Consider the following 25,765-nt stretch of genomic DNA (forward strand, 5'->3'; position numbering starts at 1 on the left):
TTGCAACGGATCCGATCTGGAGAAGTTACTACTATTCCTCGATAACCGGCGTCGGCTTCAATTCGCGCGACCAAGAGCTGGAGCTCGCGCCATTCTGGATCTTTGCGGCGCCGACTGCTCACTTCTAATCGCTTCTGGGCTAGGTTCCCGCGTTTAGGAACATGGGAAAGAAGCTTCGTTGCGTCTTCAACTTGATGACGTCATTGATCGCGATCGTGTTTGCCTTACGTCTCTCGCCACCTGCTGGCGTGATGACCTCCAGGTCCGGGTTGTCGATGATCGCCGCATGCACGTCATCGGCATGAGCCGGGGTGATGTTGTAGATGCTCCCGTAGAAGTCCATGACAGACATGGCGTCGCCGGATTCCATGACGAGGCGCGGAATATCTCCCAACAACTGGTTCTTCGCCGAGGCGCGGCCCCTGTCATCAAACAGGTAGAGAATCCCCTCATCGTGCCTCGGATCATAGGACAGCATGTTCAGGCCAGAGCGGCCAAAATGAGCCTGCAGGCTCGCATTGTCATGGAGAATATTGTTGTAGACTTGTCTGGCCCGATAGGCGTTGGCAAAATGAATTAGCCAATACCGCCATCCACCTGGATTATTTATCGAAAATGGGCTGACGTATGGAGCGCAAAGCCGAAAGGTATCGAACACTATCTTCTCGGCTGTCCCCAGCCAATCATTCCTGCTCATTAGCCCATTGAGTGCGTCGATATTTGCACTTGTGAGACCGAGATGAGCGAGACGCGACTTCAATTGCTCCGGCTGGTTTTTCTGAAGGAACGCCAAGAGGGAACTGATCATAAAGGTGTAGAAAATCTCGGCGGCCGGATAGGAGCGCATAATGTCAAGGAGCGTATCTCTCTCGACGTGACTATCCCCGCACTGATCCAAATTGAAGATCACGCTCTTGTAGCGCCCTTGCTCCAGAAAGGTCTTGATCGTTGGATACGCGGCCTCGAAAAACTCATTCAGATATTGCACCCGCAAATGAAGCTTTGGACAAGTCGCGGTGACAGCAGCTTGCAGGGGAGCGACCTCCGTTTTGAGCAATTCAACGGCGTCGCGGCTGGAATCGTTGAAGATGAGAAGGCACTCTACCTCGATCGCACCGAGCCCCTGAACCGCGCGGTTTGTATTCACCGCGTCGACGGCACGCTTCAATTCTTCAATGAATATGAGCGGCGATCCAGGTGTACCACATTCGTATCGTCCGCCACCCGCGAAGCCATCGACAATCGCAAGGCGAAAGCGCTCCTGCTGCGGGAGGCGACACCGGACTGTCAGATAGTCGAAGACGTATTCGCGAAGGATTTTATGTTTGCGCTTTGAATGCTCTTCGAGCTTCGCGCCATCGGCCCATTCATATCGCTTTTCGACCACGTCGCCCCCAAGCCGTAGTTGTCTATTAAAGAGTGGCGCCGGGAACGGTGGGCATCTCATCCCAGGTCCGCCCCCTATATTCGCGTCCGTTCGCCTTTTTCGAGCGCTTCTTGTTGTCCTTGCCCCAGGTGCCCCACTGTTTGAAAAAGAAGGCTGTCCCGACCGATAGGCACTGCCCATAGATTTCGTCGATCCATTCCTCACGAATTGGTCGTGCTGCCTTCCCACTCTCTCCGCCGACGATCGCCCAGTGGATGTCCCGGAGATCGACGGCGCCAACAGATCCTATTAAGGGCTCGAAAGAAATGAACCGAATGGCTGCCGGCGCTTGGCGCAGGTGCTCGATACGACCAACTACGTCCGCGTTCTCGATGCTAGTGCCGAGCCAGACATTGGGCAGGACCTCCCCGATGAGGGTAGGGACCAACTTGGCCATGCGTTCGGGGCGTTTCGTGAGAATCTGATAGTTGTGGTGCGGTGTCTCGCGCATCACCTGCCAAACGTCGCGAATGAAGGCATCGCTAACGCTCTCGTGAAACAGGTCGCTCATCGAATTTACAAATATCTTGCGGGATTTGCGCCAGCGGAATGGGATCGAGAGCGCCTCACGATCCTCACGCACGATACCATTCCAAACAGTGCGTTTTCCGGTTCTGCGAGTTAGACCGGCATATTTCTGCACGCCCATGGCCTCAAGTCGTTTGGCCATTTCCATGGCATAGCAGTGTGTACAGCCGGACGTAACAATTGTGCACCCTGCGACGGGATTCCAAGTGGCATCTGTCCACTCGATCTGAGTTTCAGCCATCTTGTCCCTCATGCTGCTTTCTAATCGGCTGGTGCATTAGGCGGTTCCCGTCATCGGCCACCTGCGTGCTTTCGACGACGCGCCACAGTGCGAACTGGCGCGTTGCTCTCGACACCGACATCGCCGAGGCTGTGCAGCCGAAGCGCAGGACGCGCCGGGAGCTTGACCGTCAATTCAAGTTTCCCTCCGATCGCCTCGACATAACTGCGCAGTGTCGAGAGATACATATCCGCTTGCTTCTCGATCTTGGAGACCGAGGGCTGCTTGATCTTCAGTGCGCTCGCGACCTCTTCCTGGGCTTTTCCGGCGATCTGGCGCAACTCGCGGAGTCCTTCGACCTCCTGTCGGAGCTCGTCGTGGCGAGCCTCAATTTGCTCCTGCTGGTCGCGGGGCAGCGAAGTTATGACTTCATCTAGGCTCCGTCCCATAGGATCATTCCTCCTTTGCAGATTTCAGGTTTTCCAGATGGTCGGAAAACCGGCTATCCGCCTTTACGATAAGCTGCTTGTAGAAGCGCTTCTGGCTCGTGCCTGACTTGTCGCCCGCGACAAGGACGATGGCCTTCCGTTCGGGGTCAAATGCGAAGGCCGCGCGCCATTCACCATCGGCCGCCGAAAAACGCATCTCCTTCATGTTGGCGTGCTTCGAGCCATTGAGCGTGTCGACATACGGCCGACCAAGCTGCGGGCCGTATTCGGCAAGCAGCTTCGCGACGGCCAGCAACTCGGTCTGAACCCCGCGCTCGAAAGCCAGAAACTCTGCCTCGAAGGCGTCATGCAGACTGACATCCCAGTTCATATAGCTTCCAAGCTATGTCGCGTCAAGAGCGAACATGTGGGCATCAGTTGCCACAGGAGGTCTCCAATGCTGTCGGTGCCGATGCGGCAGCGCGCGATCACGCGGTCGAACGAGACGACGCGGCCGCTACGGCCACGCTCCGTCGTGCAAGTGACCTCGCGATGCAGGGTTATGCGCTCGAGGGTGGTCTTAGCCACCAGGCCACCGGGTTGGTGAAGCTCGGGCGCATCGAAATCAGCCAAGCGAACCTCCATCCATTCATTCGTGTCACTCGTGCTGCCGACGCATAATCCGTCTCCGTCGCCGACGTAACGAACGATGCCGGTGAACCGAACGCCTGCTTGGGCTGGCAGAGGCGCCTCGCATGGATCTGCAAAGGCGGAAGTGACCAAGCAGAGGAACGCAAGCACGCCGGCGAGAAGGAGAAGGCGATTGCTCACGCGGCAGCCTCCAACGTGCCTTCGCTTCTCCGCTTTTTCAGAAGCGCCCGAACGAACTTGTCCCAGCGCGCCATACCGGCGCGCTTCTCGGGCATGTAGTTCCAGCGGTCATAGTTTTTGGAACTTACGTCCTGTAGCGCGTGGTTCTGGATGCGGTCTCGTATCTCTTTCGGGACGCCCGCTTTGCCAGCCAGGGTCTTGAAGGTCCGCCGCAGATCGCGATTGGTGGCGAAGGGGATGACGCCGCGGTCTCGCTGTCGCCAGACGAAACTGTACAATGTCCCGTGGCTGACCGGCTTCGATGGATCCTTCGCCGAAGGGAAGTACCAGCCGAATTCGTTTGGTTTGATAGACTCGATGAGTTCCGCTGCAATCGGTGGGACCGGTACAGCGTGCGGCTGAAGGTTCTTCGTCTTCGACCAATCGATGATGCGTTCGGCCGCATCCCATTGATCCACATGCAGCCGTGCGATCTCTTCGACGCGCTGACCGGTCAGCATAATGAGCTGCACGGCGCGTGGATATGATGGATGGACAGGAGTGTCGGGGCATTCGAGCCAGCGGTAGAGTTTCACGAACTCGTCCTCGCTGAGCCAGCGTGTACCCTGGACTTTGGGCTCGGTGGGGATGTCGGAGGCCGGGTTAAAGGGAATCCGGAAGCGCCGAGGGGATATGTTTCGATAATCGTTGTCCGACTTCATTCCCCAGCTGAAGGCGGCATGAATATAGGAGCGCACGTGATCCGCCATTGATCGAGCGCCGCGCTCATAGATCGGCCTGATCAGCTCCACAATCTCTTCGGCCTCGATCTCGCGGGCGAGGCGGTTGCGTCCGAGAGTGTCGCCAATCTTGTTGAGCCCTTTCTCCGTCTCTTTCCAGGATGGTTTGCTCGCGGCTTTCAGTGCCGCTACATAGCCTTCGAAGAGATCTGCGACCGTTCCCGGTCGAGTGTCAGTCGCTAACTTGATACTGCGGCCCTTTTGGATGACGTCGGCGAAGTCGCGTTTGAAAATTTCTCGCGCTTGCGCGAGTGACATTGAGGGATACGAACCGAGTTTCTTCTTGGCACGTTTGCCGTCCCTCCATTGCTGCGCCATCCAGTCGGCCGTGACGCGCTTCGGCATCGGCCTGAGAACAAGCAAAAGCCTGCCGGTACCACGGCCTTCGCCATCGGCAAGGTTCTCTTGCTTTCTTGATCGCTCCACCCGCTTCATAGCTTGCCGGATAGCAGTGTCGCTGAGGCTCGGCATAGCGCTTCTCCTGTTCCGCAACTGGGATCACACGAGCGAAAACTGGGATCGGTGCTTGGGAGCTGGAAGCCGTTTTCTACTCACTCAACGGCCCCAGTTTTACAAAACCGCACCCTCTACGCAAGCAAAAAAATCCTTATGATTCAACGTTCTTGAACGTGATCCACCGTGATCTAAATGGGGCTAGTGGGGTGGTTGTGCGTCACGTTCAGTCACGCTCAGTCACGATGAATCACCACGGTGCCCGCTGGAGTATCTCTGGCCTGCGAGATCGTAACGAAGCATTCCGACCAGCAGGCCTAGGCGGCGTTCGACATGCAATTGTTGAAGGCCGCGATATCAGCGAACGGCGCGATGCGGGCGCTGGCCTTGGACCAGTTTCGTGGAGGCGAGCTGAGAATTGAACATTGGCATAACGGCTCTTGCTGGCCGTCCCAGGTGGATGAAACAATCACTATTCTGAAGCCCCCAAGTCCTACTTGCGGCGCTCGTTGAAGACATTCCTCACGTTTAGATTGTCTAAGAGCCTTCGGCTTCATCCGCTAAGGTGAATTGAAAATCCTCTAAACGCTTTGTCCCTGGAATCCTTAGCATGTCGGAAAGCTGCCGGCGCGTGACCGCAGGCGATAAGTGCGGCTAGGGAAGATACCACAAGCTAAGTCTATTTTCTTTATAAGTAATTATGCAATGAATACTTATAGCATCTTTTATGAGAGTTTGCCGCGCCGATATTCAATTGTAAAAATTTGTCGCCATACACTGGTAATATCAGGAATAATGTTGAGGCGTTCTAAAGTAACGATGTCTGTATAATTGAGTGACGGCTGCAATATCTTGATGACATAGTGATTTTTGTTATATTTCTGATATCATAGCGTTATCCACAAAAAGACTCGGTGAAGTCCGCAGCATTCGTCACTTCCCCACGTATAGTTCTTCAATCTACATATTTATGCTTGCATATTTTATATCGCTAATGCAATTCTCTCTTATTCCTATTTTGCCGTCGCCTTCGTCGCATTGGTCAAAACGAACTGAGGATCGAGATCGAAGACTGGGATAGAACAAAAGGGGAGGCGCGAGTGCCAAAGGGACAGAAAAAGACGGTATCTCGCCAGGCGGCTCCAAAGCTTGAGAGCGGAAGCAACGAAGCTAGGCTCGATGGATTGTCAATTGTCACGCAAGCCTTGCAGGCCCTGGAGGTCCTTTCCCGTCTTGAGTTGGCAGGAGGGGCCCCAGCAAACAGTGTGGCGTTGCGGCGAAAGCTTGAGGACGTATGCAATGCGTTCGTCAATGGGCGTATTGGTATCCTTGCGAAGACCCCAAGCGGGGCAAATTGGGTTAGTCAGTTTCCTGGAAGCACCTCGACTTCGGATCTGGATGCCACATTCCGGCCCGGAGTGGATTCGTTCATATCGGCCATGCGCTCCGCACGGGCGACGGTCTCAATAGGCACCACGCTTAGGCCGGTAGAGCGAGCCTATCTGATGCACTACTCTTGGCGCATCGCAAAGAAGGACATAGCCCCGGTGAACGTTCCCGCCCTCGCAGGCGTTGACATCGAGTGGGTACACGACACCCTTGAGGCGTCGCGGCAGGCCGCCCAGGACATGGTCGATGGTTATCAAATCGTCGCCAAGCCAGCGTATCCGACCAAGCATTCTGACGGTACGGCCATCGACATGACGATCAGTTGGTCCGGAACGCTAACGATTGTGGATAAGAGCGGTACTTCAGTTTCCATAACAACAACGCCGCGCACGGGCATGAATACCGACCTAGCCGTCGTCGGGGCGACCTACGGCGTCATCAAGGCAACATTCTCCGGCGATCCCCCGCACTGGTCGGATGACGGGACATAACGTTCGGCGCGTGCCTGGTCGAAATGTGGTGCTTGCATATCAAGAGAAACATCCTGTTGAGGTGGAAAATTCAGCGGCGCGGTGGTGGATAAAGGACAGGTAGTCCATTTGTAAATTGCAAGTCATGAGAGGTATTTTTTTCATCTCATGGCGCTCTATACTCTTGAGTTTTTGTATATCAAGCGATCTTAAAAGGACTTCAAGTGCAAATCAGATATTTCTTGCAATTTATTCTTGTGCATGCATAGATAGAAGAACTGAATCAATAATACCACTTTTAAATTATTTTCCGGCGGGCGGCGTTCGTCGGGCTGGGCGATCCTGCGTCTCGCCAGCGGGCATCACGGGACTGAGCAGGATGCGAGGGAGGTTGATATGGCGGAAATCCAACTCGTCCTCTTCAGCCAGACCGGCGTCGAGAGCGCTACGCAATACACCTTCGAGCTTGTCGGATTGGGTGTATTTCTTGAAACCGGCGGCCTGAGACTTTCTGGTCTCACGACGGCGGTGAAGTCGGCGATGACGACGTCGGTCACGACCGTCCAGTTGGAGTTGGACGACAAGCAGCCTCTATCGCTCTACATACCCGCCAATCTCCTGGTTTTGGACGGTGAGCGTTACCGCTTCCGCAAGGGCGACGAATTCGCGGACAAAGACGAATGGGCAGCGTTGAAAGACCGTGTACGCCGGCGGCTGGCGAGCCCGATCGAGGCCAACGTTGGCGCCGGCAGCGCCACAGGTTTGTTCGGCGTCAAGGCCATCGGCGAAGCTGAGCTCAAAGCGCGGATTTTCCTCAATCCGGCCCTTGTTGATGGCGTTATCAATGACCAGGATTGGGTGCTTCGGGCGGAAGCATCCGCCGACGTCAGCCTCACTTACCTCAACGTCAACGCGAAAGGGCTGGATCTCACGGGGCGGTTGCTCGCGACAGTATTGGTGAGGAAAGCAGCATTCAAAGACTGGGTCGCCTGGGACGAGATCGGCTTCGACATGCCGTATCTACCGGGTTTCAACCTGAGGCTGCCCAAGATTGCATTCGGCACCTCGTGGCTGGACGGCGCCATTCTGCATCTGCCATCGGTCGACCTCGACTTCCTGGATGCGCCGTCGCTGTTTTGCCTCGCCTTGCCTCCTTTTGTGGACAAACTCGACTTCAAATGGGCGCCTGCGCCCAAGCTCGCGGTCACGTTCGTCAATGGCACACTGCTGCTCTCAACCTCCGTTGCCGGCGCTGGGACGTTCAACGTGGACGGTCAAGCCTGGGTGAATGTCACCAACGTCAGCCTCAGCCTCGCCGACGCGAAATTCACCCTGACCAGCGAGCTCGATTGCAAAACGCCTCCGATCAGCGTTCCCGATAAGGAATTCAGCCCTCCCTTGTCGCCGTTCACAATCCGGTTGGCTGGCAGCACCCTCACACCCAGTTTCAACAACATCGACATCGGTGGCGGCGAGGTTCTGGCCAATGCCAGCCTCTCGATCAACTTCAAGGGCGACAGGGTCGTCGTCGCGGCCAAGGAGGATCCCTCGATCCTGATCGCCTTCGCAATCGAGGTCGACGTCAGCTATGACCCCGGTTCGCGGAAAACCAAGGCGACGCTCAAGGCGCTCAGCATCGTCGAGCCTTATCCGATCGAGCTGATCAGGCTGACCGGCGACGTGCTCGGCGAATTGATCCGGTTGATCGCCGCTGTTCCTGTGCCTAAGCCCACCGCGTCAAAGCCGCAGATGGACGGCTTTTTCGCCCTTTTGGAGCGCATCGGCCAGTTGTTGGCGACCGCCGGGAAGTGGCTTGCCAAGCAGGCTGGCAATGCCGCAGAGGCGCTTGCTGGACTAGTCGAGGCGGTTTTCGACGGGCTGATGCAACTGGGGCGCAAGCTCGCGCAGCTCGGGGGCGACGCGGTCAGCCACATCGCTGTCGAGGTTCGGCTTGATCCCAAGACATATCAGCTGCGCCAGATCGTTGTCATGCCGGCCGGCAAGGACGCCGATCTGCTAACAAAGACGCTGTCGCTCAGCGCTCTGGGCTTCGATTTCGACCTCGATGCGGCCCTGAGGCCCTCTCTGATCATTGACCTTGGCCCCTCAAGCTGGGTCGGCCTGGTGATCCAGCCGACCGCCGACAGCCACGCCGTGCTTGGCACCGATCTGTGGCTGGACAAGGAGACGACACCTCAGCAGGCGATGGGGAGCACCGATGAAACAGGTAAGGAGCATGGGCAGAGGCTGATCCAGCTCAAGGCCAGTCCATCTACTGAGGCGAGCGGGAACAGGGTTCAGGAGATTGTCGTTGCAGCGGTTCAGCGCGGGCGGCCGCGTTTTTTTCAAACCTTCGAGGACGGCAAGAATTTCACGGAGCTCCTCGACTTCAAGGACGGCAATGTTGCTGCGTCGCTGCGCGAAACCGGTGTTCTGAAGGACGCCGGCGTGCGGTTGACCACTCCGGCTGGACAGACCGTCGTCGGAAACCCGGTTATCGATATCACCTTCGAAGCCCAGGCGTTCAAAAACCGCTTACTGTCATTGCTGACCAGCGCAAATCCCGCAGCACAGAAAAGCGATTTCCTCGACAAACTGAAACAGAAGGTCGAGGTCACTGGTGTCAGCTACAAAGCGGGCTCGGATCGTTTCTCGATCGAGGTCAAGCTCGAGGTCACGGTCCACATCGACGATAATTTCGCACCGCAGACGGACCTGATCATTTCAGCCTCCCTGCGTGACCTGTCGATGAGGATTACCGGCGGCGACAAGATCTATATCAACAGCAAGCCGGGCCAGCAGACGGCAAGTTACCAACCGCTGGGACTGGACCTCACCATTCTACCGATAGATCCCACAAAGGATCCCTACAAACAGTTCTTCATCGATCTGTCTCGGGGCGGAGAAAGCCTCGGCCTAGCTGACGAAGCCAAGGCGTTGCTTTCCTATGGCAAGGTGTCGAGCGCGGGCAAGGGCTTGCAATTCGACGTCTCGACATTTCGCATCGGTCGCTCTGGCTTCGATTTGGAGGCGGCGATCCTGCCCGAACCTGTCAGGCTCGGTGGTGTCGATATGCCCTTCCGCTTCACATCCGGCCAAGTGACGATCAAGGGATCGAAATTCGGTGGTGGGGCCTTGACCGGCACCGGCCAGTTGCCGCAGGCGCTCGTGGGCGAAGCCAACGCGACCGTTGCGCTTCAGCTTGGGGCTGGCGGCGATGGCGACGTCATCGTCAAAGGGGCGACGGCAAGGCTGGACAAGGCCGGCGACCCGATCCGCTGCAACGCAACCCGCTTCGAACTGACAATCACCGAATTGGGCTTCGACTTCGTCAATGCCGGCAGCTACCATTTCTATTTCCTGCTGACCGGCTCCGCCGTCTTCAAGCCCGGCAATTCCGAATATACGAGTGGACTTCTCAAGAACTTCAAGGACATCACTATCAAGCTCGACAAGGCGCCTCTGGCGGCTGACCCGCGCGTGCTAATGAGCGCCATCTCTTTCCAGGTAAAGGTAGACCCGCCTAAGAAAATATCGCTCTTCGATGTCTTCGACTTTGAACTGCGCGGCTTCGGCTATCATCCCGCCGTGCCGAAGTTCGACGGCGCGCCGGGGATGTCAGTTTCCGGCCAGGCGAGGCTCACGCCATTCGACAAGGATGGTCTGGGTGTCGAGTTTCATTCAATGTTGATCGGTCTGCCGATAGAGGGCTCCGCGATGCCGCGGGTGCGCTTCGACGGGCTGACTGTCGGGCTCAAGACCGGCGCCGTCAATGTCGAGGCGACCGCGATTGCCGTCGATGGTTCGATGCCAGACCTTTACGATCCCGGCGTGCTGCCGAAGGACGTCACGGCGCAAGGGTTCCTGGCCTCCGGTAAACTCGACATCGATGGCTGGGCTTCGATGTCAGGCGCCATGGGCTTTCTCGAGCTGCGTAAAAAGAACGATCCCTCTTCGAGGCCAAAGTACTCTTTCTTCATTTACGGACAGGAGGAAAAACTAGCCGAACCGATCGACACGCCGGTCGGCCAGATCTATCTGCGCGAGTTCGGCTTCGGCTTCGGATACAAATACACGCTCGCCGGCATTGCGCAGGCCGAGACGGCGACGTCGCCGCAACAGCTGACCCAGATGCTCGATGACGTATCGAAGTACCAGGGAAACCTGGCTACCTTCAAGGCGTGGCAACCCACCTATGAGAATGACGGCCTGACGCTCGCGTTGCGCGGGATGTTTGCACTATCGGCGGCTACACAGGGTTCGGCGGAATACAGGCCGAAGGAAGAAGCTGGCCTGCCCAATCCTCTGCTGTTCGATATCGTCGCCGCCTTTCGCACCGACTTCACTTTCCTCATCAATCTGCGCGCCTGGTTGAGCGTCAACTACAACGACTGGGTTTCTTCCGGCCTCAATGAGAGCTGGAAGTCGATGCCCACCATGCGCGGCTATCTGTATTTTTCGGTGCCACGCAAGGAGTTCCTTGGCCGCTTCATCGCAGACGGATCGGGATATGTTGGCGAGCACCCGAAACTGCCGGAACAATTGGTCAAGGCGATCAGGGCGACGAAGTTCTCGGCCACGCTTTATATCAGACCCGGCCTATTCCATGCTGAACTCGGTTGGCCCTACGAACTTAGCTTCACGCTTGGAGCGCCGAACGACAAGTTCTACCTCGACCTCAAGGGCGGGTTGATCCACCGCATCGAGGATCTTTCCGTGCTGAACGGCATCGCCTTCAAAGCGCAAGGCTCCGTCTACCTGGAGGGTAGGGTAGGAGGCAGCAGCCTCGGGGCTGCAGCCGTGGCCCGCGCCAACTTTGCCATCGAGGCGCGGGTGCTTTCATATCTATCCCTCAAGGACATCGGCGACTCATTCTACTATGGCTATATGCGCATCGACGTTTCGGTTGGGGTCGGCGTCGAGGTCTGGCTCAGTTTCTCGGTGTTTGGCGGCCGCATTACCCTCTCGGCGAGCTTCTCGCTCACTCTTGCCGTCTCAATCGCGCTGGAGGCGGTGATCGGACCGTCGCTGCTTGGCGGGCGGGCGGATGTATCGATCGGCGTGCGCGCCTTCGGCCGCTCGCTCTCGGTGCGCATCGCACTATCCTTCAACAACGACAAACTGGCGATTGCCAGGGCCAAAGTCGCCCGCTTCATGGACATGGGGCTGGCCGCGCCGATACCCGATAAAACCCGAGACGGACAAAGGATCGAAAAGAACCCGCAACCTGATCCGCCCCGTGGTGAAACCGCAGGGCAGGGCGACGCCGCCATCGAAGATCAAATCGGCGCCGAGCCGCTGCCGCCAGTCGCCCAAGACCAGTTCGCCAAGGGCAGGCCGATCGGTCCATCAGATTTCTGGGCGATCCTCTATCCGACCCGCGAGCCGACCTTCTCCGCTGATCTTGCAGGCGATGGTGACGACGTTGGCGAATGGTTCGTCATGCTGCTGCTGCCGCGCGACCACACCAGGATAGGTCCGGATCCGGAAATCACAACGCCGGAAGAGAAAGCGCGCGAAAACGCGCGCGCGACGTTCTACGCTTCGCCGAGAACGCCTGTGAAAGGCTTCGACGCCCCAGGTCACAAGTTGATCTTCAACGCTGACATTCCGACACCCAAGGGCACCCCTCATCTCTATCGCATCCCGGTAAACACCGGCATCACCGACGGCGATATCGCAGCCAACGGCGAATATACGAGCTACTACACGCAGCTTGGCACGGTCGTGGCGCGCGAAGAGGGAGGAGGTCGGGAGCTTCCGCTCGGAAAACTGCTGCAGTCGCTGTTTGCCGGCAAGCCGGACGAGGCCAGCTATGGCGGCGACTTGACCGAGCCCGCTGTCCGCAGCGTTGACGTTTCGTTGACAGCCATAGATCCCGACGCCAAGGCTTCCGCCAGCCAACTTGACAAAGCTGGACGTAGCCGTTCCAACCTTTCCGGCTACCAGAGGCGCGAGGCGGAGATCGAGGATACACGCTCGGCTGTCCTGTCTTCTCTGACAGAGACCGCGGCCTCACTTGCTGCGACCGGTGCGGACGCAAATGGTGTCTGGCCGGACCGGCTGTCACAGATCGATGCCCGCGACTTTGGCCTGACCTTCATCGTCAACCGGTCCGCGCTCGGCATGTTGTTTGATCTCGAAAGCGCCGCCATCACGCCGCCGGCGGCGCGGTTTGTCATCGTCAAGAGCGATGTCGCCTCGGGCGGCGGCTATGACCACAATGGCCGTGTTGCCTTGTTCAACCCCCCGGCCCGCATGTTCCGCGAGGCGCAGCCGAAGTTCACCCCGACGAGCACGATCGATGCCCAAGGCATCAAGCTGAATTGGGACCTGGAGCCGGCCTGGGGCGCCTCGCAGGGTGCCTATGACGACCCCGAATTCCACCTCAAGCATTACCGTATAAGACGCACGGTGCGCGGCATCCCGGGCAAGGAATTTCGCGCCGATTTCCTGGTCAAGGCAGGGTCCGCCATCAAGTACCAGATCGGCATCGATGAAAGTGGTGAGACGACCACCAAGGTCAGCTTCCTGCGTCCCGATTTTCAGTTCGTTGACAGCTTGCGCATACAGGACGACGGCTCGGCTGCAAGCACAGCCGAAACCATTCCGGACCTGCTGCGAAAGCTGCTGCTCGGCGAAGCGACAGCCATTGAGTGGGGGAAGGAGTATCTGGGAGTCAAGGACGTCGACGTGACACGCGTCATCAATCTTCTCTACGAGGTCGTGCCGGTCGACAATGCGGGCACTTCGGACTTCGGGCTGGCCTATGTCGTCGATGGCTTTGGACTCGTTGACACGGCGCCGATTTCACCTAGCGAAGTCACGCTACAGGTCTCCTATCCCGCCATGCCAAGCCATATTGCGGCGCCCGGTGGAGCCACAGCCGCTCCTTCGGCGAAGCTTTGCTTCCTGCTCAAGCCAGGCATGAAACAGGAGAAGCAGGGCCAGGAGATAGTGCTGCGCCCTCAATCGCCAGATGAGGTCGTCTATCTTCTGCGCATTGCGCCACAGCCGATCGCGCCCTCTGGCGGTTACGGCTCGGATGCGGTCGACGAGGCGCGGCGGCAGCCCGACCAGGACGCCATCAACCGGCTCAGTCCAACAGAGATCCAGCAATTCTACCTGCAGATGAAAGAGGTAAAGCGGAGCGAGGATTATGCGCTAGTCGCGGAATATCTTGAAGGGGGCAAGGAAGAGCCGGTCATCCGATACTTTGCCGCAACGGCCTATCGTGCTCCTGAAGGGCCAACTGAACTGCCGAAAAAGACCGACAGCGTTTCGGCGCTTGGCGATCTCGCCAAGGCCATCAATGCCGTCAATGCGCAGGCGCCCGATCGCTTGGGATACAGGCTTTTCCTGGCCTCTGTTGATCTGCGGGAGGCGGGATCGAACAAAATCGCCGTCGATCCCGCGGTGCGTGGCGAGTGGAGAACCGCCGCCTTCAACATTGCGATTGCCGGGAGCGACGAGACGACCGCCATCAGTTCGGTCGTTGAGGTTCTAGAACAGCCGGTTCACTACGAGTTCAAGGCTCTCCAGCGCAGCGACATGCGGGCCGAGAGCGGCCGTCTGATCATTATCCACCCCGGCGTCGCATCGACGATTGGCAAGATCGGGTATGCCGGCGTGCGTGATGCGGCGCGTCGCACCGCCGCGCGGCTGGAGTGGAACGCCAATCCCGCTTCTCTGGCGCTGACCATCGGCGCTGCCGGCGTCGACAACCGCACGATCGGCGGCTTCGATCTGTTCTGCGTCGATCCCGACGCATTGCCAGGACGCGATGAGACGGTCGTTGGAGAGGTGGTCTCGGCAGCCCGTCGCATGGGTCGCGTGGCGCTGCTTCCGGCCGAGATGGATGGGCTCGACCCGTCCGGCTTCGGCGATTTCGGTCGTATCGAGAGCGCCTACCCAAGCGAGACCTTGCGCCTGCTCCACGGCGAGAAGATGAAGGGCGCCAGCGGCCTGTCGAAGGCTGGCTGGTACTCGGGCGCCGATACAACGGCGATATTCCCGGAGCCAGCCATCCGGCGTTCAATCATGCCCGATCCCGATGAAGGCCTCATCGCAGCACTCTTTGCCGGCGGCAAGCCGGATGTGATCAGGGTATCGATTCCGTCCTGGCTGGCCGATGATCGCAAAATACCAGCACTTGATGGCTGGACGATATCCATCGGCGGCGCGCTGAAAGACGCAACCGGCTGGGACGAATACACCGACCAGGCGAGCGCGCCTGTGGCGGTCCCCGGCCCTGACCCGCGTGGCTGGAGCGTGTCCTATTCCCTGGCAGAGGGGGGTGCCATGTCGGTGCCAAAGCTTAGGCGCCTTCTGCAGAACCTTCGACTAAGTCCCGGCGACAATCCAGCGCAAGCCGTCGGTCGCGAAAAGGAGGTTCTGGGCTTGAGGATGAGCCAGCCGGACTTCATGTCGTCGATTGGCGTTCTTATAGAAGCATTGCGCGTCGGTCGCGACGGGCAACTGCTGGTCGTTGCGAGCCAGGAACACAGTTTCGACCCGATGCCGGCCACCCATCCCATCCTGGCGGATGCGCTCGCCTTCCTTCAGTACGATAGCCAAGACGACAACGGTCTGAAGAACGCTGACGGCAAAATCTATCGCCGCTTCGCCGTCGCGCCGGACAGCAGCCCCCAAATCACGTCAAAGGATTTCCTCGCTTACCTCGACGAGGTGCCGCCGGAACGCGATCCTTATGGCTGGGGTGCCCTGCGCACCTTGGGCCTTGCCGCAGGGTTCCGGCTCTACGACACCGACACCGGCGACTATGTCCGCTTCGGAACAGGGCTTGAAGGGCTTGAGAAGCGCGTCCAACTGGCGTTCGAGCGCGCACTTGAACGCTACGGTGACGAAGGAGCTCGCGACAACGGCCAGCCATTCTTCGATCTTTTGACGCAGCCCTGGGGCAATGTAAAACTTGAGTGGTTCGACGGTGGCGATTTGAGCGTGTCCAGCGGCGAGGCCGACCAGGTTCGCGAAGAAATGCTAGCAGTTGCGCAGATCGCGCTGCGACCACGTCCCGACCGGCTTCTGCCAGCGAAAATCGCCGATGCCGATGAAGAGACCGCCGTGAAGAATCTGGCTGTCGCGTACTATGCCCTGGTGATTGACGCGAACCAGCCAATCGCGAGCAAGCCCTGGGGCATCACTCAGAGGGACGAAACATTCGAGAACGTGCGTTACGACGTTCTCAGTGTCGTGCGCACGGTGACGACGCAGAAGCCCATGCGGCTAAGCAAGGATGCGTCTTACTTCGAGTTCCACGAGCCTGCGAAAGCCATCGACTGGCCGGAAACCGGTATGCGGCTGATCGCGATCGTGCGGGAGATCAGGATCGCCGCACCAGGTCCGGATGCCCCCCTGCTGGACATCCTGCCCCCGGAAGGCGCGGCAATCGGAACTGACGAACCATGGAAACGGGTCGTGCAGCCGGCAGTTCTCAATGCCCTCGCAGAGTCCGGGGTTCCGGGCGAAGAATTCTGCTTCGGGCGGTTTGAACGCCTGATCGCGGCCGATTGGGGCGATGCTCTGTTCTCCGGGACGGAGAGCAATATCGCTGTTCATCAGGCGCTCGATCGCCTCGCGCACTATGCCGGTCGCCGCTTTGCGCCGCTCGTGTTTCCAGTCAGTTCGGGCGCGGACGAGACCGATGCGAAGCAGTTGCGGTCCGATATGGCCAATCGGTTTGTCGCCTTCTGGGGTCGTTTCCTGGATCATTGCACGCCGGCCTGGGGCAAGGTAGCCTCAGGCGCACTCACACCAGCCCAGCCCCTTTCCGTCTTCCTGTCCCTGGGCACCGTTGCGGATCCCGGTCAGTGGCGGCGCGCGCCCGGTTCGACAGGAACGGTCTCCGTTACTATGGTCGATGCCGACCGCAGGGGTGCGCGACGCAAGTTCGCCATACGTCCTTATGGTCGCTATGAGGCATGGGCAAGCGCGGCGCCTGACAAGCTCGACGTCACGGGAAAAAAGAAGTTCCCCTGGACTGGTCCGACCGATCTTAAGGGAGCGCTTGGGGATGTCGCGGCCGAGGCCATAGGCAGGACCTACTTCGTTGACGTAACGCTGCCGCGGACCGAGCCACTCGAAAAGCCTGTCATCCTGTCATCGGTGACGCATCAGCCCAGCAAGAGCGCGCCGGGGCGAATGGAACTGGTCATCGCTCACAGTTCGGACGTTGTGCTGGCCGAAGCCAACCGGCGCAATGCTGCTCTGCTTGCGCCGCTCGATATCTCTGTCGGGTTCTGGCGCGAGTTCGCCAACATGCCCTGGTTGAGGTCATTGGAGAGCAAGCACGAGCTAACACTACAGCCCATGGATCAACTCGGTACGCTCGACGGGCCGATCGATTCCACAAGCCTGGCGATCACACGCGATACCGCCGATGAGCGTCTGACAGACCTCAGGAAACGCGTTCCCGATGCCTGGCTCGGATCGACGATGATCAGCGCGATGAACCTGCCGTACTTCTTCAGGGTGCACGCGCTGGTCCACGCGACGGCCGGCGTGGTCGTGTCCGAACAGGTGGCAACGACATTCGAGGAAGGGTTCTTCAAACTGGGCTGGCCATACGCCGCAGACGGCTACAAATATCGAGAGCTGTCCAGGCAGCATCGCTACAGCGTAAGCCGAAGACCGACAGAGCCGCCGCCAGAACCGGAGAAAGACCCGGCCAAGCGCATCAGTGAAGTCACAATCGTCACCTTTGACCTTGCCGCTATCCGGTTCGTCGACTGCATGGTAGTCGCTGAGGCTGAGACATGGTTCGGCAAGGATGGCAGCTTATGGTCAACAGCCTTTAAGGCTGTCGCGCACCTTCCAGAACCGTCGGTCAGTTACCGCATTTTGGTCGAGACATCGTTCAAGGTCACCTCCAGCGATGCGGGCAGCAAGGAAGTGCTGGCACGCACGTCCGAGATCGATGTGCTGCCAAATCCGCCAGCTCAGATGACGGCGGACGACCTCTATCTCCTGCAACAGTCAGGCGCTCGGTTTGTGCCCGGCCTCGGCTACGATGAGGAGGGCAATCCGATTGACCCGACCCCGGTCTACACCGCAACGCCTGTGCCGACCGGGAAAGATAAAATAACATGGCGCATTGCTGTCCCGGTCCGTCTGGCGCGAGAGCCGGCGCCAGTCACTCTGACACTCGACATGGGCCTGGCAATGGCGCTTCAAGATGCCCTGAAATTGCTGCCGGCGCCTGTTGCAGGAACCAGTCCAGCTGTCGCCGGCCTGCAGAACTTGCCCGTGGAATGGAGATCGCTGCCAACGGACATGCAGTGGACGGGCCTGATTGATGCCCTCGTGGCACGCTCGGATTGCCCGGAGGCGGTTGGGTTGGCAGGCGCGGCATCACAGCAGACACTCCCCACGCAGGGCGTTCTCATGTTACCGGTACCGCCTGAAGCACTGGAAGATCCAAATGTCGCTGCAGCTCTGAAATCGATCACTGGCGTTGATCCGGCCCCCGCCATGCCCGATCTGCTCGTTCTGCGCAGGCCGCCGACCGACATGGAACTGAACGCTTTCGCAGACAGCGGCGGCAAAGCATCCGGACTTCGCGACAAGGTCTACGATCTCGCAGAAGAGCAGCTTTTTGGACCTGGCCGTCAACCGGCCCTGGCCGCGTCGAAGGGCGCCCAGGTGCTGCCAAGTGACGCTTTCGTTTCCCGCAAGGAGGCCTCGACATGGCTGACCTGAGCATCGACCAATTCCTGTTGGAAGCTGCACCCGACGGCGAGAGGGATCTCGCTCGCATCAACATCGCCGGCGGCGATCAAAAGCCCTTCTACAGCGCACAATTGCGATCGTTCTGGCGCGAGAGCAAAGATGACGCCGGCCAAGTTGTCGACGAGAGTTTCGGCCTGCGCAGCCTGCTCATCGATGCGAGCGCCCGCGACATCATAAAACCCAAAACCACGATGAATCCGCCGACGGTGTTGCGGGTCTATCCACGCTCGCGAGAGTACGGATATAACCCGAAAAAGGGCGAGGGTGTGCGATCAAGGCGCTTCTTTCTGTGGTCTAAAAAGGGTGTGATCGAGGGGCTGCTTCAAGAATCGACTGCAGCCTTCGATCTGATGGTTGTGCCGACCGACCCATGGCCAACCAGCAACGAGGGAGCCAATGTCCGCCTTCCCGCGATGCGACTGGTTGACGGGGTCGCCAGTGTCCAGCTCGATCTCAAGAACGGTGGTCTCGGCAAATTCCTCGCCTATTCCAAGGGCGCCCAAAGCCTTTTCGGCGGCCTCATGATTCAGGTTGCAAAAGGGACGGCCTTCTTGATGCACGCCTTGTTCCGAGCGGCATTGAATTCAAGGGTTGCCTGCCGGATCCGACCCGCGATTTCGGCGGGGCCCCCACAGATCTGATCGAAGGAACCTTCAGGCTCGAATGCGATAGCCGGGGCTCGAACCGCAATACCTGCTGCGCCTGGTTTCCGTAGAGAATCAGGCAGCCATCGATAAGACCGAAGGGCGCATCGCATTGGCGCTGGCCGAGCCTGCCGCGGCCTCGGCGCCCATCGCAATTCGCTACGACAAACGGCCCTGGTGCCTCCACTCTCATGGCCTCTGAAGCAGAGCGCCAACGCTCTCACCCTTGTAAAGACTGACCAGGACTTCGAGATGCGGATCGACGCGTCCGCTATTGACGTGCGCGTCAGGACGCAGGGCATCAGCGGCGATGAGCGGGGTCTCGCCACGATCTTCGTCAAGACCGTGGCCTGGATGCGCATGGCCAAGCCAACCGTGGAACTCACGATAAGCGCGGGCGTGGTTGCGATGAAGCCGCAACCCAGCCCGGGCGACGTCGAGATTACCTTTGACAAGGATGGGAAGGGTGGTTGGACGGCTGCGCTTGCGGACATCACGGATTGCCCCTTTTCCGCGCCGCTCACACCAGTCGTGGAACGGCTGTTGCCAATCTATCAGGCAGGGGGCGGCATAGGTCCTGAAGCAGACGCGGTCCCTTATGTCTTCCTGCCAGTACAGGAAGGTTGGCTGCAGATCGCGGTGCCGGGACCGCTTCCGGATGGACAGGGCGCCGTTGCGAACAATGACGAGACACCGGATTCGGCCATGAGCGGACGCATTTTTGTCTCGCACGAAGGTTCCAATCGTGGCGTCGTCATCGACGACGCCAGTGCAATCGAGCTCAAGATCGACTGGTCCTTCGCAGGAAAGCCCACGCCCAGTCTGATCCAGCTCCGGGCCGGAACGCCAAAAGGCCAACTGCTGGGGATGGTTTATGTTTCCGAGAGCAGCCCTAATGCTCGCGAAGCCTTGCGACGTTTAGCGGAGGGCCAGCTTCGACCCGCGATCTGCCTTTATGGTTTGGCGCCGAGCCCGCCGATCCTTGCATCAGGGGACATTCGACTGGAACCATGACACGGGCGTATTTTCGGCGTCGATCACCAGCGTGCCTGTTCCGCCGGAAGGAATTGACGCCGTGCTCTGCTGGCTGCCACCGGCCGAAAGCGCCTATATTTCGAACTTCGCATTGACCCGCAGGCCCTCGGCGCCTGACCCATCCGTCTCGCGTGGCCTGTTGCCGCGGCGGATCCTTCCCCTAAGAATCCCGTTTTCCAGCTTTCGTCCGATCCAGGAAGCGGATATCTCCCCAAACTGACCGCCCAAACACGGAATGGTTCAGGTTCCTTGCCAAGCCTAAGAACGGCCAACAAGAAGTCGTAACCGACGACGATCGACTGATCCTTCTCACATTACCGGGAACCGAGTTCCGATCCAGCGCAGACTACGGGATCGACAAGGCGATGCTGCGGTTCGATTTGCCGGTTCTGGATGAACTCTTCGCTTGGTCCGACCCACCAAAACAAACCGCATCGTCGCCGACCTTGCCGCCGCATGGGGCGACTACGAGGCCGCCGGCACTTCCCACCGCTTTGCAACCGGAGCAACTGGCGGACAGTTGGCAGGCGAGCCGGAACCGGATGGCGCTGACCCGAACCCAGGACGCCGAAGTGACCGATGGTTTGATGTTGGCAAAAACGTCCCCAGACGATCCACAGCCTCATCGCGCCTTACGACGGTCAGTCAAGGCGGAGGTCCATCCAGATGCCTTGGAGGGATGGGGCGAATACGCACTCGCAACGGTCAAATACTCCAAGGATCGCGCGGCCGAGGGGCTGGGCGGAGACAAGGCGGTGCCGTTCTACATCGACGGTTCGCAATCAAGGTAGGCGACGGCGCGATCGAAGTGGAGGGCTATGCGGCCAACCTGTCAAGCATTCAGTCAGATGAGTGACCGGAAAGGCTTGGGATTCGCGCGGCTTGGCCTGTCATCCCAGATCAGGCGGTATCCGCGGCGCGGCCTATCTCGCTGACGCAAAGAAAGGCGAAAAAAAGCCCATCAAGGTTCGCGACCAGCGCAGAGGTGGCAGTCATCGAGGCCGTGGACCAGAAGAAAGCCTGGTCCTTCGCAACCAAGCTTGGGTTTTTCACCCGCGATCTGCCACTGGAGGGCCATGGTCTTCGACGGGGAGAACAAACTGTCGATCGAAAGCGCCTGCGGCACTGATGGCCAGGCCTTCAATGCGGACCATTTTCCTTATTCGCTTTACGAATGGCGCCTGTTCGAGATCGGGGATGACAGCGGATCCAAACCATATGACATCCGCTGGGGGCCGTTCACGTTCAAGCCGTTGCGCCTGCGCAAGGCCACGTTCGACGGATCAGGCAAGCCAACGGCGCTCGCCATCCTCGGCAGCCTGCGTTTTGATCCGGCAAGGCGATGCCGCCAACACCGACGGTCCATTGGCCAAGACGACGTCTATGCACGCAGCGATCTCTTTACACTAACGCTACAATGGAAAGATGGACATGGTCCTACAGTTGGTCCGGTAGCGAGGTCTCAACTGTCGGAAACGCGCTCAGCTTCGCTTCCACAGAGAGCCAACGGTCAATTTCCAGGCTTCGCTTGGCAATCCCGAAGGAGCATTCTTCAAGTCGGTGGACGACGTTCAGACCATCGTTTGTGTCAACATCGCGAATGACAACCGACCGCCGATTTCACTTTCCGGCTGTTCGGCAATGACTTTGCCATGAAGAATACCGTTGTTCTACCAACGGCTCGGGGTTTTAAGGTCGAACTGCCCGTTGAAATACCGTCTGAGCCGCTTTCGAAAGGGCAACCTGTGTCGTGTTCTATCCGCAGCGCGCGTCCGTGACGATAGACGGAAAAGCCCGCACATTGACCATTGCCGGACAGGTTAGGGTCTATCCACAGCCTGACGGCAAGACGCTGGCCGATGAATGCCTTGTCACGTTGGAAAAGGGCAAGCTGACCTGGCTTGGTCTGGCAGTCCCGTCAAATGACTGGCGATTAACGTCGACCATCAGGCCGGAGTCCTGTCATGGCGTCTGGAAAAGTTGATACCAGGCTGCGATCGCACCTTTTGGATTCCGGGCGAACGGGCTGACATTGTCCCGCGACCTTGATTGCTGGCAGCACCAGTTGCAGCCGCCCCTGCATCCAGCTCCCCAGCTCGACATGTCATCGGTGTGGATGGAGAGTTCGCGCCGTCGATGCCAAGCAGCCCGAGCACGTAATGGAGCATGTGCTCCTCGCCCCAACGGACGATCAACGTAAGCACAGCCTCCACATCTCTTGGGAAAAACTCGCCAAAAACACCCGATTCAGTGGCCGGTTCGATCCCAGTTTCAGACGCCAGGGAAAAGCAGTCCGGATGCATGGCTGAGACCGGATGATGCCGATCAGACTGTTCTAAGCCGCGAGCTTCATATCGCGGCAGCAACGATTGAGGCTCGAACATCAGGTGCGTTTCGTCTTGAAGCGGCACCGCATCGACGGCGATCGGCTGGCATCGATCGCCGCCTCGCCACAGTCCCAACCGGTGCGCCTGCTGTCGTCGCCGCGCATACGCTGGGACCGGAGGGAGCACAGGCGCAATGGACCACACTTGACCATGTCGTCATCACCACCGCGAAGCTTACGGCCGCCGCAAAGAATCCAAAACTTCGGCCCCGCTCGACAGCAAGGACAAGTACCGGGGGAAGAAAGTGGACGTTGAGAACGGGCGGCGACCTTCCCGACGGCGCTCTCGGCTTTTTCGACGATTTCCTCATCGAGCAATGGTGGTCAAGAGGCGACGATGCGCCAATCTTCATAGGCGGGGCGGTTGCGCAATTCCCCGATGGGGAGGCGAACGCTATACTGCTGTCGTGCCATGGGCCGACCTGTCACTGGCAAAGTCGCCCATAGGTGCAAAGCCGCTCAACCCAAGCCGGCGTCTGGCAAGTTGCAAGCGTCGATCATGGCCCTCAACGCCACAGAAACAACCGGACCGATCACCAATGTCACGATAGGAAGCCTGGCAGAAGGTAGTGCAATCGACACTGCGTTCGTTCTGGCCGATTGGCATCGGAAGGCTTGAGGCGACCGCGGGCCCCTGAGGTCATTCCTGTAGAGCAAGCCTATTTGTGAAAACGCAAAAGCAAGGCAGGCTTGCTCTTGAACCGGCGGACCTGGAAGCGGCCGCCCTTCTTTCTACGAGCGATTTTGCCATCGCTGCGCGCGTCGGGACCTCGATAAGTTTGCCGCCGATCGTACGGTCATTGACTGGAAGGCATCGACATTGCAGGGCGGACGCTTTCTTGCAGCAGGGAGCGTGATCCGCAGGCCCGCGACACCCCCGTTCGGGTCCCATCCGCCCCGACACGACCGGGTTTGTCGGCTGATTCACAGGTTGCGGTGTTTGCAGATCTAATCGTCCTGTCGCGCAGCCGGGCAACCAGCTTGGCAATATCGGCGTGTCGTCGCTGGCGCCGCAGATGATCTTTCCGACAAGGTCATGCGCGATGAGCGGGGAGGCGCGCTCAATGTCGACACCAACGCCCTGATCGCGATACGGGTGACGTCATGCTCCGGCGCGCTGCCGGGCGTTGCCTGGCGGCGAATTTCCCGACCCCTGGCGGCCCTGGTGAAGGAGCCGCCTCACCCCGGCCCAAAGCGATGTCGGTCCTCCGCCGCGCTCGGATGGCCGACGGGGGAAGGACGCAATGGCTTGCAAAACTGGGCCGGCACTGGGCGACGAGTTGCCGCTGCTCGGTCACGACTCAGGCTTTGCAGGAGACGTTTCCAGATATTCGGAATGGCCAGCCTTTGCGCCAGCCTCTTCCGACGCATCTTGATGTCGACGGAACAGCCTTTGGTCGACCCAGCAGGTCTTTATCTGACGTTCGCCAACCAGATAGCCTACGATCGCGGCGCTGCGCGCAAATTCGGCTTTGACGGTCCGGCCGCGCGACACCTGCTGCCTTCAGTCGCGCGTCGGCGCGCACCTTTGTCGAAAGCCACAGAGGCGGTGCTGGAAACGGTACTTCATGCGGCGGCGCCGCAGCAAGCGGACGCGATCGTGGCCGCCAAGGCAGATGAGAAACCGCAACATAAGCAGGTGGCGGCCATATTGCCGCCCGTCATCGAGCGAGGGACAGTGGGCCGCAGGCCCGGCGTGATTGACGTTTCGGTCGCTTCCCTGACAGTGCCCGCGGACGAGGCAGCCTTCGACGAGGGACAGGTGCAGTTCGGCCGGCCGGCGAACTCCGGCCCGGTGGTTGCACATCAGCTGCGCACCCCGCGTTCTCCGGTTCTCCCGGCCGATCTTATGCCATGGGATGAGAGTGGGAAACCGCCAAGCCTAGCGGAGATGGAGCGCGTCACGTTCGGCCTTCGCCGCCGCACCTATGTGTCGCTGGCCGATTTCGATGAAACGGCTGGCCGGCTTGCACTCTTCCTGGGGTTGGACGGACTGGCCGATGCGGCTCGGTTCGAGTTCTCGTCCCCACACGCCCATCGACACGACCGCGCTCTGTTCACCCTAAAGGGCGGGGCCACGATTAGCGCCAGCTGGAATGGACTGGCGGCGATCGCGATCGAGGTAGAATCGCGCCCGGAAGGCGCCGGCGTTGAACCGACGTTGACGGCCTCAGGCCGGATCGAGATCGGCTCGCTGTCGTTTCCGGTTCAACTATCAGCAGACAAGAATGGGCCTTTCGCGTCGTTGCTCGACTTGAGGCTTGCGACCTCGATAGTCTACGCCAAACTTCAAGAGGGACTTGGCGATGTCCAGATAGCGCTGCGCGAAGCCAATGCCGACACGCATCTGCGACTGGTGGTCGACCTCAAGGCCAAGAACGATGGGGGCGGCGGCCAGCCTCCCGGTGACCTCCCGGATGGCCCACGATGGCAGATCTTGCTTCCGCTCCTGCTTGATCCCGGTGCGCGTCGGGTGCTGCCGGTGTGGTCGAAGACGGTTCTGTTCGGCGATCCGTCCTATGACCGCCAGCTTGCCAGCCCGACCGCCAGCGACGCAATCGGCGGCGCAGGCTCGTTCATGCTGGCTGCGGATCGCGTGGCCTATGACCTGGGATCGACCCTCTATTTCGCCGCAGGGCTGACTGCCACTGATAGCGGTGAGTTTGTCAAAGACAATGGCAAGTACGAGATCAGTTTCTCAAGACTGCCGCCGCGCACTCCGGGGGGCGACCAGCCACCTCCGGAGCCGCTGGTGCTTCAGGGGATCGCGCCCAACAGTAACGGCCGCTACAGCCTGACCAATGCGGTGGTCTTTGAGGCGGCTCTTGCGAATCTTGTCTCGCCCAGCCTGGCGGAGGGCGCCTTGGGTAGACGTTGTCCGCTGGCGCCCGGCGATCGGCTGCAACTCGTGGCCGGCAAGGCGGTCGTCCAGGTCGATATTGTAGCTGAACCAGTGATCGCGCCACCGCCGTCGGTCTTCTCCGTCGTCGAAACATCGAAAAAAGGCGTCGTACGCGTGCGCCTGCATGCAGCCGCGCCGCTGCCGCAGAAAATCGAGTTTCCTGGACTGCTTCGGGATCTGGCGCTCGGCCACGTCAGGCGACGGGCGCTCTTTGTCTGGTGCTATGCTCTTGGCGGCGCCGAACCGAAGGATGCCCGCACCGACCTGCTGAAATTCGATCGGTCAGGGGGTGCGCAACTCAACGATTTGTGACGGGGCGAGCTTTCCCGTCGCGGTCAACAAACGGAGGCGGAGGCATTATGATTGCTGGTGATGTTCGATTTGGGCAGGTTAAGCGAAGCATATCGCCAAGAAGCTGGGTTCGCATACCAAGATCAACCGCTCTATTCGCATGAGGCAGGCAGAGTAATGGAATCGACTTGCGATGCGCTTTGAACGGTTACATCGCGGTTCTGCTTGACGATAC

14 protein-coding genes are annotated in these 25,765 nt (G+C 59.3%); 7 read left to right on the forward strand and 7 right to left on the reverse strand.

The features are described 5' to 3' along the window. Positions 1–139: 139 nt before the first annotated feature. The 6 genes from CCGE531_RS09015 to CCGE531_RS09040 are packed head-to-tail and all read right to left on the reverse strand — an operon-like array spanning position 140 to position 4,683. Complete coding sequence (locus CCGE531_RS09015) at positions 140–1,387, reverse strand: three-Cys-motif partner protein TcmP (protein ID WP_120663851.1); 1,248 nt, start codon at positions 1,385–1,387, stop codon at positions 140–142. 25 nt (positions 1,388–1,412) lie between these two features. Further along, positions 1,413–2,195 carry a DUF5131 family protein gene (locus CCGE531_RS09020; RefSeq protein WP_120666657.1) on the reverse strand — a complete coding sequence of 261 codons (783 nt, stop codon included), beginning with the start codon at positions 2,193–2,195 and terminating at the stop codon, positions 1,413–1,415. Positions 2,196–2,245: 50 nt separating this feature from the next. After that, positions 2,246–2,623, reverse strand: coding sequence for an XRE family transcriptional regulator (locus CCGE531_RS09025; protein ID WP_120663852.1), 378 nt, complete (start codon positions 2,621–2,623; stop codon positions 2,246–2,248). A 4-nt stretch (positions 2,624–2,627) separates the two neighbouring features. Continuing rightward, positions 2,628–2,993 carry a type II toxin-antitoxin system RelE/ParE family toxin gene (locus CCGE531_RS09030; protein ID WP_120663853.1) on the reverse strand — a complete coding sequence of 122 codons (366 nt, stop codon included), beginning with the start codon at positions 2,991–2,993 and terminating at the stop codon, positions 2,628–2,630. Continuing rightward, a complete protein-coding gene (locus tag CCGE531_RS09035) occupies positions 2,990–3,433 on the reverse strand; it encodes a nuclease (RefSeq protein WP_120663854.1) in 444 nt (147 codons plus the stop codon). The genes CCGE531_RS09030 and CCGE531_RS09035 overlap by 4 nt, the downstream gene beginning before the upstream one ends. Then, positions 3,430–4,683 (reverse strand): site-specific integrase, encoded by a 1,254-nt coding sequence (locus CCGE531_RS09040; protein WP_120663855.1) that lies wholly within the window; start codon positions 4,681–4,683, stop codon positions 3,430–3,432. Before CCGE531_RS09040 ends, CCGE531_RS09035 begins: the two co-directional genes overlap by 4 nt. Positions 4,684–5,765: 1,082 nt before the next feature. Between CCGE531_RS09040 and CCGE531_RS09045 the strand changes: the two genes are divergently transcribed. The 6 genes from CCGE531_RS09045 (at position 5,766) to CCGE531_RS34200 (ending at position 21,555) form a co-directional block, all read left to right on the forward strand. Then, positions 5,766–6,545: a hypothetical protein gene (locus CCGE531_RS09045; protein WP_205586995.1), complete on the forward strand. Its 780-nt coding sequence runs from the start codon at positions 5,766–5,768 to the stop codon at positions 6,543–6,545. 375 nt (positions 6,546–6,920) lie between these two features. Beyond that, positions 6,921–18,242: a hypothetical protein gene (locus tag CCGE531_RS09050; RefSeq protein WP_120663856.1), complete on the forward strand. Its 11,322-nt coding sequence runs from the start codon at positions 6,921–6,923 to the stop codon at positions 18,240–18,242. Continuing rightward, a complete protein-coding gene (locus CCGE531_RS09055; RefSeq protein ID WP_162943872.1) occupies positions 18,230–18,913 on the forward strand; it encodes a hypothetical protein in 684 nt (227 codons plus the stop codon). The genes CCGE531_RS09050 and CCGE531_RS09055 overlap by 13 nt, the downstream gene beginning before the upstream one ends. Before the next feature lie 255 nt (positions 18,914–19,168). After that, positions 19,169–19,930 carry a hypothetical protein gene (locus tag CCGE531_RS09060; protein ID WP_120663858.1) on the forward strand — a complete coding sequence of 254 codons (762 nt, stop codon included), beginning with the start codon at positions 19,169–19,171 and terminating at the stop codon, positions 19,928–19,930. Between the two features lie 386 nt (positions 19,931–20,316). Beyond that, the gene (locus CCGE531_RS09065; RefSeq protein ID WP_120663859.1) at positions 20,317–20,742 is read left to right on the forward strand and encodes a hypothetical protein; all 426 of its coding nucleotides are present in this window, start codon (positions 20,317–20,319) and stop codon (positions 20,740–20,742) included. Positions 20,743–21,027: 285 nt separating this feature from the next. Continuing rightward, complete coding sequence (locus CCGE531_RS34200; RefSeq protein ID WP_162943873.1) at positions 21,028–21,555, forward strand: hypothetical protein; 528 nt, start codon at positions 21,028–21,030, stop codon at positions 21,553–21,555. A 342-nt stretch (positions 21,556–21,897) separates the two neighbouring features. On the opposite strand, the gene CCGE531_RS34205 is transcribed toward CCGE531_RS34200, so the two are convergent. Next, positions 21,898–22,413, reverse strand: coding sequence for a hypothetical protein (locus tag CCGE531_RS34205; protein WP_162943874.1), 516 nt, complete (start codon positions 22,411–22,413; stop codon positions 21,898–21,900). 960 nt (positions 22,414–23,373) lie between these two features. On the opposite strand from CCGE531_RS34205, the gene CCGE531_RS09075 reads away from it, so the two are divergent. Beyond that, positions 23,374–25,551, forward strand: coding sequence for a hypothetical protein (locus tag CCGE531_RS09075; protein ID WP_162943875.1), 2,178 nt, complete (start codon positions 23,374–23,376; stop codon positions 25,549–25,551). Positions 25,552–25,765: the final 214 nt, after the last annotated feature.

Origin of the sequence: Rhizobium sp. CCGE531, assembly GCF_003627795.1 — a bacterium.
GTDB lineage: Bacteria > Pseudomonadota > Alphaproteobacteria > Rhizobiales > Rhizobiaceae > Rhizobium.